This is a genomic window from Alkaliphilus peptidifermentans DSM 18978 (assembly GCF_900101495.1).
In the GTDB taxonomy this organism is placed as follows: domain Bacteria; phylum Bacillota; class Clostridia; order Peptostreptococcales; family Natronincolaceae; genus Alkaliphilus_C; species Alkaliphilus_C peptidifermentans.
In genome coordinates, this window is the sequence record NZ_FMUS01000011.1 from 99911 (window position 1) to 112984 (window position 13074).

The 13074-nt window shown below is 33.8% G+C and carries 14 protein-coding genes; 1 reads left to right on the forward strand and 13 read right to left on the reverse strand.

The genetic code is table 11. The features are described 5' to 3' along the window. Positions 1–98: 98 nt before the first annotated feature. From recR to BLP68_RS09665, 6 genes are all read right to left on the reverse strand, one after another. Entirely contained in the window at positions 99–698 is a 600-nt protein-coding gene (gene recR / locus BLP68_RS09640) for a recombination mediator RecR (protein ID WP_091542918.1), read from the reverse strand. Positions 699–722: 24 nt separating this feature from the next. Beyond that, complete coding sequence (locus BLP68_RS09645; protein WP_091542921.1) at positions 723–1070, reverse strand: YbaB/EbfC family nucleoid-associated protein; 348 nt, start codon at positions 1068–1070, stop codon at positions 723–725. A gap of 288 nt (positions 1071–1358) precedes the next feature. Further along, positions 1359–3050: a DNA polymerase III subunit gamma/tau gene (gene dnaX / locus BLP68_RS09650; protein WP_091542923.1), complete on the reverse strand. Its 1692-nt coding sequence runs from the start codon at positions 3048–3050 to the stop codon at positions 1359–1361. Positions 3051–3108: 58 nt separating this feature from the next. Continuing rightward, on the reverse strand, positions 3109–3795 hold the full coding sequence (locus BLP68_RS09655; protein WP_091542924.1) for a CvpA family protein: 687 nt from the start codon (positions 3793–3795) through the stop codon (positions 3109–3111). Positions 3796–3807: 12 nt separating this feature from the next. Next, positions 3808–4929, reverse strand: a complete 1122-nt coding sequence (locus BLP68_RS09660; protein WP_091542926.1) for a DUF5711 family protein — start codon at positions 4927–4929, stop codon at positions 3808–3810. A gap of 39 nt (positions 4930–4968) precedes the next feature. Then, positions 4969–6060 (reverse strand): YkvI family membrane protein, encoded by a 1092-nt coding sequence (locus BLP68_RS09665; RefSeq protein WP_091542928.1) that lies wholly within the window; start codon positions 6058–6060, stop codon positions 4969–4971. A gap of 193 nt (positions 6061–6253) precedes the next feature. On the opposite strand from BLP68_RS09665, the gene yyaC reads away from it, so the two are divergent. Continuing rightward, complete coding sequence (gene yyaC / locus BLP68_RS09670) at positions 6254–6838, forward strand: spore protease YyaC (RefSeq protein ID WP_091542929.1); 585 nt, start codon at positions 6254–6256, stop codon at positions 6836–6838. Positions 6839–6980: 142 nt separating this feature from the next. Here the strand turns inward: yyaC and BLP68_RS09675 are convergent, their stop codons facing one another. The 7 genes from BLP68_RS09675 to BLP68_RS09705 all read right to left on the reverse strand — a co-directional run bounded on the left by BLP68_RS09675 (position 6981) and on the right by BLP68_RS09705 (position 12781). Continuing rightward, positions 6981–7241 carry a YkuS family protein gene (locus tag BLP68_RS09675; RefSeq protein WP_091542931.1) on the reverse strand — a complete coding sequence of 87 codons (261 nt, stop codon included), beginning with the start codon at positions 7239–7241 and terminating at the stop codon, positions 6981–6983. 83 nt (positions 7242–7324) lie between these two features. Further along, positions 7325–8209, reverse strand: coding sequence for a diacylglycerol/lipid kinase family protein (locus BLP68_RS09680; RefSeq protein ID WP_091542933.1), 885 nt, complete (start codon positions 8207–8209; stop codon positions 7325–7327). After that, complete coding sequence (locus BLP68_RS09685; RefSeq protein ID WP_091542935.1) at positions 8209–8757, reverse strand: DUF4446 family protein; 549 nt, start codon at positions 8755–8757, stop codon at positions 8209–8211. The genes BLP68_RS09680 and BLP68_RS09685 overlap by 1 nt, the downstream gene beginning before the upstream one ends. A gap of 187 nt (positions 8758–8944) precedes the next feature. Beyond that, entirely contained in the window at positions 8945–10087 is a 1143-nt protein-coding gene (locus BLP68_RS09690; protein WP_091542938.1) for an aminotransferase class V-fold PLP-dependent enzyme, read from the reverse strand. A gap of 100 nt (positions 10088–10187) precedes the next feature. Then, positions 10188–11099 carry a PhzF family phenazine biosynthesis protein gene (locus BLP68_RS09695; protein WP_091542939.1) on the reverse strand — a complete coding sequence of 304 codons (912 nt, stop codon included), beginning with the start codon at positions 11097–11099 and terminating at the stop codon, positions 10188–10190. 41 nt (positions 11100–11140) lie between these two features. Continuing rightward, positions 11141–12007, reverse strand: a complete 867-nt coding sequence (locus BLP68_RS09700) for a ParB/RepB/Spo0J family partition protein (RefSeq protein ID WP_091542941.1) — start codon at positions 12005–12007, stop codon at positions 11141–11143. Beyond that, complete coding sequence (locus BLP68_RS09705) at positions 12008–12781, reverse strand: ParA family protein (RefSeq protein WP_091542942.1); 774 nt, start codon at positions 12779–12781, stop codon at positions 12008–12010. It abuts the gene before it with no gap. Between the last annotated feature and the right edge of the window lie 293 nt (positions 12782–13074).

Below are 13074 nucleotides of genomic sequence, written 5' to 3' on the forward strand. Positions count from 1 at the left end.
AAAACACGGACCAAGGAAGCTACACCTTCCTTGAACCATGTTCTTATAATTTATTATTTTTGTTAGAGTTTTCTAATAGCACATTTGTGCATATACTTTTAAAGCTCTCTACGTCCTTCCAGTGCTTTGGCTAAGGTTACTTCATCAGCATATTCTAAATCTCCACCAACTGGTATGCCGTGGGCTATTCTAGTTACCTTAATACCTAGGGGTTTCAATAGCCTTGTAACATACATAGCAGTGGCTTCACCCTCTATATTGGGGTTTGTTGCCAGAATAACCTCTTTGACATTATCTCCTTGAAGTCTAACCAAAAGCTCCTTTATTCTTATATCATCTGGTCCTATCCCATCTAAAGGAGAAATTGCTCCATGTAAAACATGATAAAACCCTTTAAATTCTTTAGTTCTTTCCATTGCTACAACGTCTCTTGGGTCTTCTACAACACAGATAACCGATTGATCTCTTTTTTTATCTCTGCAAATTAAGCAGGTATCTTGATCCGTTAAATTAGTACATATATTACAATATCTTATGCTCTTTTTAGCCTCTATTATGGCCCTAGACAACTTTACTGCATCCTCTTCGGATAAGCTAATTACATAAAAAGCCAACCTTTGGGCAGTTTTTCTACCAATACCTGGTAGCTTTGAAAATTCCTCAATTAACCTGGCTATCGGTGCTGAATAGTAATTCATTTTTCCCCCTCATTTCTTATAGCTCTAAAACAGACCTCCAGGTAGGTTCATGTTACCTGTCACTTTTGACATTTCTTTTGATACCATTTCTTCGGCAGATCTAATTGCCTCGTTTATTGCCGCCATCATAAGATCCTGTAACATTTCAGCATCATCTGGATCTATTACTTCAGGCTTGATATTAATAGCCAATATTTCCTTTTTTCCATTAATTCGTACTGTTACTGCCCCACCGCCAGCACTTGTTTCTAGCTCTCTTTGGTTAAGATCTTCCTGAAGCTCCTCCATTTGTTTTTGCATTTTTTGTACCTGCTTCATCATATTATTCATATTTGGCATTCCGCCCATACCCTGAAATCCTTTTTTTGCCATATTTTTCTCCTCCTTAACTTCATTTAATTTAGAACAAAAGTATTTCATTCCTTAAAATAACAAAAAAACACTTTTGTTTTTCCAAAGGAACCCCTCAGGTCCTTAGGACCCTTCGCTGTATCTTCCTCTTTGATCATAAGGGGGAACGCCCCCTTAACAACCCCGTACTACATAGGAAGTTCTGAAGGAACTTTCCTACGTAATAAATAAACCTATGTCAGAGCTATAATTCTCTGTATAAATTACCTAACCTATTAAAAATTATAGCATAAACATCTTAATATATAACTATTCTTCTACAATTTTAAGTATTTCATTCGGAACAGCTTTCTTCAGTCTCTCCAATGAATAGTCTACCTTATCTACTACCTTAGCTGCTTCATTTTCCATAACAAATGATAGAGTAACTCCTTGTCCAGAAACCTGCTTAATTATATCCGATAAAAACTCCTTTGTTTTCTCTTTATCCAGCGCCTCCCGATGAAAACCATAGCCTTCTTTAAACCCAATAATGAGTTGCTTTCCCTTTAGGGAGATCAGGCTTCCCTCCATTAAAAAAGCTTTTATTTGAGCTTTTTTATTTTGTCTTATCTTTTCTAAAACATCATTCCATTTATCTTTAATAACGTTAAAGTCTGGAGGCAATCCGCCTGCGACTTCTGCCGAAGTCATTGTGCCACTATTCTCTTTTTCTATACCCCTACCCATTGTTGCATTTTCATTTTCTTCCATTTCAGCTGTCTTATATATCACATTAATATCTTCATTTATTTCCTTTGCGTGATTAATTCCTATACTTTCTCTATCTTTACGTACAGCAGCTATGGCGCTTCCATCAACAAGTCTTTCTAATTTTTCAATTCTTTCAAGCAGGTCATTCATTGTTGGCTCACTTCTTTTATGACACATATCAACAATTGTAACCTCGATAATAATTTGAGGCTGGGTTGCATACTTTATTTTTGCCTCTGCCTCTGACAGTTTATAAATCATTTCTATAATTTCTTTTTCCTTTAGTAATGCTTCTATGTCAGATAGTGCTATATTTATTTCCTGTGAGTCGATATGTATTTCTTCAATATCAACCTTCATCATAATCATTAATAGTTTTCTTAAGTAGCTTATGAGTTCTTTAATCAACTGTTGTAGATCTTTACCCTCCATAACCATCTGCTGTATAAGAGTCAAAGCCTCTGACGATTTTTTCATAGCAATTGCCATCATAAGCTTTATTAAAAAGTCATCACTTGCTATCCCCAATGTTTCTGTTACCTTCTCATAGGAAAGCTCCCCCTGGGTAAATGAAATGCATTGCTCAAGTATGCTTAATGAATCCCTTAAGGATCCTCTTCCATTGGTTGCTATTACTCGTAATGCCTTCTCGTCATAGCTAATGCTTTCCGATTGACATATAACAATCAGTCTATTTTCAATGTCTTTTATTTTAACTGGTTTAAAGTCAAATCGTTGACATCTAGAAAGAATAGTGGCCGGGAGTTTTTGTGGCTCAGTTGTAGCCAATATAAATATAACATGCTTAGGAGGCTCTTCTAATGTTTTCAACAAAGCATTAAAGGCTCCTGTGCTAAGCATATGTACTTCATCTACAATATACACCTTATATTTCCCCTTTGATGGAGGATACTTAACATTCTCTCTTATTTCTCTAATATGATCGACTCCATTGTTTGAGGCAGCATCAATCTCAATGACATCCATAATGCTTTCTGTGGTTATCCCCCTACAAATTTCGCATAGGTTGCAAGGGTTTTCTTCAATAGGACTTATACAGTTTACAGCTCGAGCAAAAATTTTTGCTGTTGATGTTTTTCCTGTTCCTCTAGTACCTGAAAACAAGTAAGCATGAGATAGACTCTCTTTTCTAATTTGATTTTTTAATGTAGTAACTATATGCTGTTGTCCCACAATGTCCTCAAATATTTGTGGTCTCCATTTTCTGTATAGTGCTTTATATGACATAATATCACCTTCATTTAAGTAGTACTTACATTATAACACAGCTTTTATTAGCGCGCATTTATAAGGATGTAATCCTCTCAATAATTAATAATAACCAAACATTAAAGACTTTTTCTAAAACAATAGATCCCTCTATACCGCTTGCAATAGCTCCCATTGGATTTTTTATTGCCCATGGTATTAAAATCAATATAATAATTAAGACAATAAGAACTCCCCTTATAAGACCCACCAGCATGCCCCCCAGTCCATTTATTGGCTTAAGCAAAGGGAAATCAAAGGCGACATTAAGAAGACTTCCAATAAGCAAAATCACAAATCTTACTACAACAAAAATTATAACCAAAGATAAAACATTTATAAAAAAAGAAGCTATTGTTGTAACAATCTCAGTTTTTACTGTTTCCATAGCTTGATAAGCATAGCTTTCAATGCTGTTTTCATTTATGAGCTGTGCTTTAATTATGTCCAATGTTTTAATAGAACTTGCGATTCCTTCATCGGCAGGGGAGTTCCAATTACCACTCATAGCTTCATAATTATTGAATATTATGGATTCAATTCTACTAAATATGGTAGTATTGGCTTGTATCCATTCAGCTAGAGTTTTATAATACATCCTAGATAATATTATGGCAGCTAAATAGCTGGTGAAGCTTAGTAACGTTTTAATTAGCCCTTTTTTGTATCCCCAGCCTATGTTTAATAAAAGTATTGTAATAATAATAATATCAAAATAAGACATTTTATCACTCCATCATTTTTCTTGTGTTTTGAAGAAGGATATTTTTTCTTTTGTTACTATTGTAAAATAATTTTGGGGAAAGACATATGCCTGTTCAATGTCACTATTATACTTATACTCCATTTTTAGCTGCCCTCTATCATTTAGTATAAAAACAGTACGGTCAGTGTAATAAAGTATTTTTTCTTTTCCAACATCTATTCCCGCTATGTTTACCTTAATTCCTCTTTCTCCAATTATATTTCCATTATAATTTAATACTTTTATATTTTCGCTGCTTCTGCCCTGTATTAGTCCTGTTTTTTCATTATTCCCTTCAAAAATCACTATGTTTTCTTCCGACAGAACATTAATATTCTTTATCATTTGTGTGTTTACCGACCATAGTTCTTCACCATTTTTACCCCAACTAATAATAGAATCCTTTATTATTCCCACTAACTTATCATTGTTATAATGCATGCTAAGTAGGATATCCTCTATACTGTCAAGCCTAATGAGATTTCCCTTGAGATCATATATTAAAAGACTTTTAACAAGATTACCTGCTTGCAGCTCCAGCGTATGTAGAACAACTCTTGAGGCCTTCTGAGATATAGTAGTATTTATTATATCTCCGCTGTTTAGAGAAATCTCTCCTGTAATTTTCCCTTCCTCATTTAATATTAATAAATAATTAATGGGGGAGTTGTCAATCCTTTCATGATTAATTAGAACATAATTATTAGAACATACTTGTAAAGAGCTTAAGGGCTTTTCTATTACTGTCCTATACACTACCTCTCCTTTGTTATTTATTCTAATTAATTGGTTTTTAGATTGGTCAAAAACATATACATTATCCAAGTTTACTTTGATGATGGGATTAACAACCCCTAAATGGAGACTCCAATTCTGCTGTCCACTGCTACTATATGAGAAAAGGACTCCATCCCAATACTGAATTAATCCCTCTTGAAACTTTTTATAGTTTATTTGACTACTATGCGGTACTTCTATTTCCTTTAGCAAGATAATATCCTTGCTGGTACTACTTTCTTTTCCTTTGAAAACTCCCTTTGTTGCTGGGATTATAAGCATTAGAATGCTTAATGCCAGTATTACCACCCAAAGAGTTTTTTTGTTATGTGCCACAAATTTCCCCTCCTGTTTCACGTGAAACATTTTAAGTGCTTATCCCTTAGGATTAAGTAAGATTAAAGCTAAAAACCCAAATCCTAAATATCCAAAAAACGGGTAAATTATCGAGATTAACCCTTTGAACCCTAACAAAGTTAATGGGATCGTTATAATACAAACAAATGCTCCAATCATAGGCACTGAAGCTCCGGTCATCTCACATATATTACTAATTCCTCCATGTCCAGCTGCTATAGCTGTAGTAAACATTGCTAGAAGTAATAGAATACTATAAATATTTTTTGAAAATCCTCCTAGTGAATATGCTATTGCAACCATCGGTACCTCTAGTTTATATATATTTGGCCAGAAAATCAACAAAGAAGATAAAATTAGCATTGCCAGCACGCCTAATATAAGCCCTCCCACAAGGCCACCGCCAATGGCTGATCCCTTATCATAAATTAAAGGCCTAACAGAAGACATTACTGCAACTGATATAAGAATATTATAGGACACGTATATTATTGAGGACCACATAGCTCCAACTAATAGAACTATTATATCAGTAAAATTACTCTTTCTAAAGCCCGATATTACTTCCTCTATAATAACTTTTAATTTGAATTCGCCATTACTAATAAAACTACTTTGGTTAATTATTGCTACTATGGCTACTACAATTACAATAGCAGTCATAATAGGTACTAATATCTCGTTTGTCCTTGCGATACCTTTCGTTCCGAAAATGAATACAATGTAGCATATAATAGTCATTATAATTATTCCTTTAAAAGGATTTAGCTGGAAATGCTCCTTTAGTATAGCTCCACTTCCCGTTATCATTATTAAATAACTTGCAATAAGAAAAAGTATAAATACTAATTGTACTATCTTCAGATACCTTGGACTCAAATACTGAAGGGTAAACATGTCAAATTTCAATATATTTCTGTTGTATACCTTTGTTAGCACCATGATACCAATAATAGTAAATAGAATTGTTGCAAGCACTACACCAACTCCTCCATACACTCCATATCTTCCAAAAAAATGTAGTATCTCCTGTCCCGAAGCAAATCCTGCTCCAATTACTGTTCCAACATAAATACTAGCCAAAGTCCAAATAGACTTAATTCTTTGCATATCTTCTCTCCTTTATTGAAAATTTCGTTGCCTCTGAAATTATTTCAATATGTAACCAACTATTGCAGTTAGTCATTGATAAGAAGTATTGAAAAATTTTTTTGGGGCACACTGTTATAGAATACATATTTCATTTAATTCAATAATATGTTTCTATAAGCAAATATTCGGTGTCAACAAAGGAGGATTATTAATGTCAAAATTGCGTAACCCAAATGATTCAATAAATGTCCATGTTCCTATGGCTTATATAGATTTAAGTATGCTGATTATTGATAACTTAAAGCAATATTATTTGCCGCCCTATCAAGATATAATTATTTTATGTATCGGCACAGATAGATCGACAGGCGACTCACTTGGTCCATTAATAGGTTATAAATTATCTTCTCAACTAAATAGATACCCCGATGTATCTATTTACGGTACTTTAGAAGATCCTGTGCATGCAAAAAATTTAAACGAGAAGATTACTGATATTTATTCAAAGCATAATAACCCTTTTATTATTGCTATAGATGCATGCTTAGGTAAGATGGATAGAATAGGTTTTATTAAGGTTGGCAATGGTCCCCTTAAGCCAGGGGCAGGGGTAAATAAGGATTTACCAGCTGTGGGGGATCTACATATCACAGGTATTGTTAATCTCTGTGGCTATATGGAATACATAGTTTTGCAAAACACACGATTGAGCTTGGTAATGAAAATGGCAGAGATAATTGCAGAAGGTATAAAGTTTTCCTTATGGAAGCTTAATCACCATAAGCAAACAGTATAAATTTTCTTTTTGAAAGGTTATTTAATTTATGAGCTTGTTTATAGTATGGTTATATATATGAGTTAATTATTGAAATACAAAACTACAGCATCAAAACATACTAAATATGCTTTGATGCTGTAGTTTTTATAGCCAATTATGTTTATGTAAATAACCCACCATATCTTCTTTTTTCAATCATATATACTATTTCTTCTATTGTTTTATTATTAGCGTTAATCAACATTGCTCCGTAATCCTGAATTCCTGCCTCGTTGTTAAAGGCTTCAATTCCTGAGTAATCGTTACTATAAACTATTGCGTCTACAGACCCGCCCTTGTTAAAGTCAATAATCTCATATCCTCTAGCTTTTAATTCATCTTTAACCTGCTTCAAGCCTTCTTCAACTGCTATTTTTTTCAAAAAAACCACCTCCTAATGCTTATTCTTGCTTATTAGAGGTGGTTTCATTCAATTTCAATAAAATAATTCTAATTATAATTCCTTTAACATAAAACCTTTATTTTATGGTCAAAAATTTTAAAATCAATAAATTCATATTCTTCCTTTGAAATGGTAAAAATTTCTCCATCCAAATTGATTTTTAAAGGATCCTTTATAAATAATGTTATTTTTGAGGTTTTCATCATTTCTACCTCATTAAACCGTAGATGCTTACCCTTAAATATTGTTGGGAATAGTATCAGAAGCTTTAATTTGCTCATTTTTTTCACAATGCAAATATCCATTAAATCATCTGACATGTCCGCCTCTGGTGCTATCTTCATACCGCCTCCATAGCTTCTGCCATTACAGAAGGCCATCAGCATAGTATCAAGCACATATGTTTTATCACTGTTTTTAATTACCAGCTTCATATATCTAAAAGAGAATAGTACTTTTATCAGGGCTGCAATATATGCATATGTTCCGTTAAAATGTTTTTTAAGCGTATTCGCCTCACTAGCAATTTGTGCATCCAATCCTACTGATGCGATGTTAATAAAATAGTGTTCAAATACTTTTCCTATGTTTATTTCCTTTTCCTTACCCTTCAATATTATCTCAATAGCTTTGTCTGCCTCAACTGGTATATTGAGGTTCCGTATAAAATCATTACCAGTGCCAGAAGGTATAACTCCTAGGACTTTTTTCTTCTGGGCGATACCATTAACTACCTCATTTATTGTGCCATCTCCACCTACAGCGACTATAATATCTTCACTGGCATTCATAGCAATTTCTTTTGCATTTCCTTTTGCTTTTGTTACCTCAAGTCTATAGACAGTTTTCTTGTCCTTCATTACTTCATGTATTTTACCAACCATCCTACTTCCTTTTCCATTGCCAGATATCGGGTTTACTATAAACAAGTATGTCTTATCCTCCATCAGCTAACCTCTTTGCTACGTCTAGAACCCTTCATATCTCTTCCGTCAACAAGCTTACCCTTCGCTCTTTCCAAGGATTGTAGTTCTTCTACAGATAGACTATAATTAGATTTTCCATCTTTAATAGGCTTTGCATAAGAGATTGTTTCTGAACGTCCATGTATTCCTGTTAGTATTAAACCATCATTGTTTTCATCTAGCAATGTAATGGAAAAGCTTAGATCGCTGCCTGTATCATTAAAGGCGCTATATCTTATAATACCAATTTTTTGAACACAAAAACTAATACGGTTATCCAGTAGGTTTATTCTATTGTTTATTTTATCAAACTCCTTGTTGATGTCTTCTACCTTGTCCATGTGCTCCATTAAAAGACCCTCTATGTTTTTACCATTAGTTCCTTTAACTAGCTTTTTATACTTGTCCTTAAGGCTGGATGTCATTCCATAATTAATAGATAGTAATATAATTAGTAATAGGTTCATTACTAAGCTAGCAGCAATAACAAAAGAACTATAGGCATCAATAAAATCTAAGACCAACTGCATGAAAAAGCTCCTTTCGATTTATCCGTTGTTTTATTTGCTCAATATATTTTATCATGACTTAATGAATTCAGCTATTCATTTCATCAAATTGTAATAAAAAAACCTCATAGAAACATCTTTGTTAGTTCTGCGAAACTAAGCAGATGAACTTCCTGAGGTTCAATTTATTGATTGGTAGTATAGAAAACTAAAGCTGTTGGCAGATATCTTTTATAGCGGTTACTACTTTATCGATGTCTTCTTTAGTATTAAAATAACCTATGCTAAATCTGACTGTTCCCTGCTCAAAGGAACCAATAGTTTTATGTGCAACTGGAGCACAATGTAAGCCTGGCCTTACTGCAATGTCATAGGCTTTGTCTAATATATATGCAATCTCTGACGAATCCTCTTCACCAATATTCAATGAAACAACCGCAGCCTGCTTAGATGCGTCCTTTACTCCATATACCTTTACCTCTTTTATATGACTTAATTCATCGAGAAAGTACTTAGTTAGTTCTTCTTCGTGTCTTCGAATTTTATGAACACCCTCAGAAAGAATAAATTCTATACCCTTAGCTAAACCAGCAATTCCTGGTGTGTTGGGGGTTCCGCTTTCATATCTATCTGGCATCATTTCAGGTTGAGTCAACTCCTCCGATTTGCTTCCAGTTCCACCTTCTTTAAAATGCATAACGTCGATTCCTTCTCTAATGTAAAGAATCCCTGTTCCCTGTGGTCCCAATAGTCCCTTATGTCCTGGCAAAGCTAATATATCAATATTAAGCTTGTTAACATCTATATCATATACGCCTGCTGTTTGAGCAGCATCAACCAAAAATAGAATGTTATTATTTTTTGCAATTTGCCCAATTTCGCCAATTGGCATAAGGGTTCCTGTTACATTTGATGCATGAGTCATTACTATTAATTTAGTGTTTCTTTTTATTGCAGCTTCTATTTCTTTAACACTAATAGAGCCATCTGAGTAACATTCAACAATTGTATTTTCTACACCAATGCTTTCTAATGCTTTTATCGGCCTAAGTACAGAATTATGCTCCATACTGGTTGTAATAACATGATCTCCTGGCTTAAGAACTCCCTTTATTCCAAGATTCAATGACTCAGTGGCATTACTTGTAAATACAACCTGCATAGGGTTGTCAATGTTGAATAATTTACAAACCAGCTCACGACCTTTGAAAATAACCCTTCCAGCTTCGATAGCCAGCTTATGTCCTGATCTTCCTGGGTTAGCTCCAAACCCTCTCATATGATTTAATACAGCCTCATAGACTATTTCTGGTTTTGGATAAGTTGTTGCGGCGTTATCTAAATAAATCAAATTAATCCTCCTCACTTCTTAACAACTAAACTTTACCAACTAAATGCTACTACAGTAAAAGTTATCCGTTTTATTTTAATTTACTACTTTCTATATTTTCTTAAAGGCTTAATACTCCACTTATAAAAATCTTGGCTTGCCCTCCAACATAAATCTTTTTATGCAAATGATCTTTTATAATTGTAGCATGTATTCTGCTTGGTCTGTTCATAACAAAGCCCTGCTCGAATGTAAAGCTTCTAGAATTACTTAAAGGGTATATATTGTTCTCTATCAGATAATATGCAAGAGCTCCACTGGAAGTTCCTGTGGCAGCTTCCTCATTAATTCCAACAAGAGGGGCAAAGTTTCTGCAATGGGCATGAGCACCGCTGTCTAAGGTTTCAGTGGTAAAACAGTGGATTCCGATTATATCCAATTCCCTGCAGACATCCGCTAACTTATTCATGTTTGGTTTTATTTCTTTTAATACCTCTAGTTTTTTAACAGGGAAAATTATATCCTCTAGGCCAGTTGTTACTACTTGTGGTGTAAGATGAAACCCATCGATTCCAATATCTTTGATATCAATTCCTAGGATAGAACAAAGTTTGTCAGTATCTATATTTTTATTAACTATTCGAGGATCCCCTTGTAGCATCACTATTTTGCTAGTGTTTTCATCCTCTATCTCAATTTGAACTTCAAATTTTCCGGCCTTGGTTATTTGACTGCAGTTTGCATTTCTTCCCTCTATATCTATATACCCATTTTTATATAAAACCTCGAAGGTGGCTATAGTTGCATGTCCACATAAATCTACCTCCTGCAGAGGAGTAAAGAATCTAACGATAAAGTTGTTTTTTTCATTAGTGTCGATCTTTACAAAGGCAGTTTCTGAAAGTTTAAGCTGGCAAGCAATTTTTTGCATTTGGTGTGTGGATAGCTGAGCATCATCAATAACAACAGCTGCCGTGTTGCCACCAAAAATCTTATCAGAAAATGCCTCTACATAAAATATTTTCAGCTCCATAAATTTCTCCTTATCCACTAAATTGTTTCACGTGAAACAATTTAACTTTTGTTTAACAAATCTAAAATCCTTTGTAAATCGTCATCATTATAATACTCTATTTCTATTTTACCCTTCTTTTTCCCTTGTAGTATAGAAACCTTCGTGCCGAAAAAATTCTTTAAATTGTCTTCGATGTCTGTTAATATATAGTTCTTTTTCTCCTTTTTCCTTTTTATCTTCACTGGAGTACTTTCCTTTGCGACTAATTCCTCTGTCTTTCTTACATTCAAGCCTTCAGTAAGTATTCTATTGGCAAGAATGAACTGTTTATCTTTATTCTCTATTCTCAAAAGGGTTCGGCCATGGCCGCTGCTTAATACTCCTTTTTTTATCATATCAATAATTCTTTCATCTAGTTGAAGTAGCCTCAAGGTGTTTGCTATATAAGGCCTGCTCTTTCCAAGAGCATCTGCCAACTTCTCTTGTGTTACACTATACTCATCAATTATTTGTTTATAAGCGAATGCCTCTTCAATTGAATTCAAATCTTGTCGCTGAATGTTTTCTATTAATGCTACCTTAACAAGTTGTCCTTCTTCATATTCTCTTACAATACACGGCATTTCTGTAAGTTGAATACTTTTTGCAGCTCTCCATCTTCTTTCTCCTGCAATAATCATATAACCATCGTCTCTTTTTGTAACAATTATTGGTTGAATAATTCCGTGGGCCTTAATTGATTCAGCTAATTCATTAATGCTATCTATGTCAAAATCTTTTCTTGGCTGATGAATATTTGGATATATTTTATTAATATTAATTAGTAGTATTTTTTCCTCCTGCTTTAGCTCTTCTTCAATGGTAAAAGTCTTCATTTCAGGTATTAAAGCCTCTAGTCCCTTACCTAGTCCTCTCTTTTTGTTCATCTAAATCACATCCTCCTCTAAATCTAGAAATTCCTCGGCTAGTTCCCTATATGCCTCTGCACCTTTTGACTTTTCATCATAGTATATAACAGGCTGGCCATAACTAGGTGCCTCGGCTAATCTAACATTCCTTGGAATAATGGTGGCATAAACCTTCCCCTTAAAATATGCCTTAACTTCGTCCACCACCTGAATAGAAAGATTTGTTCTTCCATCAAACATACTTAGAACAACTCCTTGTATTTCAAGGTTTGGATTAAGGTTCTTTTTCACCAATTGAATGGTGTTCATTAACTGGCTTACACCCTCCAATGCATAGTATTCACACTGTATTGGTATAAGGACACTATCAACAGCAGCCAGTGAATTTATAGTCAATAGTCCTAAAGAAGGCGGGCAATCAACAAATACATAATCATATTTATCTCTTATAGTATTTATAGACTCCTTTAACTGAATTTCTCTATTTTCTATACTTGCTAGTTCAATTTCTGCACCTGCCAATTGAACACTAGAGGGTACTATGTCTAAATTGCTATACTCAGTTGGAATAATAACTTTTTCTAGTGCAATTTCATTTACTATCACATCATAGATACTATATTCTAGCGTGCTTTTATTAATTCCAAATCCACTTGTTGTATTCCCCTGCGGGTCAATATCTATAACGCATATCTTTTTGCCCATTTGAGCAATGCAGGCACTTAGATTAACATTAGTTGTTGTTTTTCCTACTCCTCCTTTTTGATTAAATATAGCAATTACTTTACTCAAAACAATCCACTCCCTCGTCAATTATATTATATCTATTAATTTCTATAAAACTAAAATTTCACCTTCTTTGAAATTGCATTCAATGTCGATAATTGAAGAATATTTTAATTAAATACACTCTTTTATTACATGTATTATGTAAACGAAGCTGCTATTTCAATTAAGAACCCTTGAAAACAGGTTAAAATCACTTTATTAATTAACATGAACTAAAGCCTAACAAAAATCACATCATCTTTAGTAAAGTCCATATAACTTACTTCTTATATGCGTCAAAAAAAATGACTAATTCT

Excerpts from the sequence above, each read along its gene's own strand:
- recR (WP_091542918.1), bottom strand. The coding sequence starts at position 698 with ATGAATTACTATTCAGCACCGATAGCCAGGTTAATTGAGGAATTTTCA.
- BLP68_RS09645 (WP_091542921.1), bottom strand. The coding sequence starts at position 1,070 with ATGGCAAAAAAAGGATTTCAGGGTATGGGCGGAATGCCAAATATGAAT.
- dnaX (WP_091542923.1), bottom strand. The coding sequence starts at position 3,050 with ATGTCATATAAAGCACTATACAGAAAATGGAGACCACAAATATTTGAG.
- BLP68_RS09655 (WP_091542924.1), bottom strand. The coding sequence starts at position 3,795 with ATGTCTTATTTTGATATTATTATTATTACAATACTTTTATTAAACATA.
- BLP68_RS09665 (WP_091542928.1), bottom strand. The coding sequence starts at position 6,060 with ATGCAAAGAATTAAGTCTATTTGGACTTTGGCTAGTATTTATGTTGGA.
- yyaC (WP_091542929.1), top strand. The coding sequence starts at position 6,254 with ATGTCAAAATTGCGTAACCCAAATGATTCAATAAATGTCCATGTTCCT.
- BLP68_RS09680 (WP_091542933.1), bottom strand. The coding sequence starts at position 8,209 with ATGGAGGATAAGACATACTTGTTTATAGTAAACCCGATATCTGGCAAT.
- BLP68_RS09685 (WP_091542935.1), bottom strand. The coding sequence starts at position 8,757 with ATGCAGTTGGTCTTAGATTTTATTGATGCCTATAGTTCTTTTGTTATT.
- BLP68_RS09695 (WP_091542939.1), bottom strand. The coding sequence starts at position 11,099 with ATGGAGCTGAAAATATTTTATGTAGAGGCATTTTCTGATAAGATTTTT.
- BLP68_RS09700 (WP_091542941.1), bottom strand. The coding sequence starts at position 12,007 with ATGAACAAAAAGAGAGGACTAGGTAAGGGACTAGAGGCTTTAATACCT.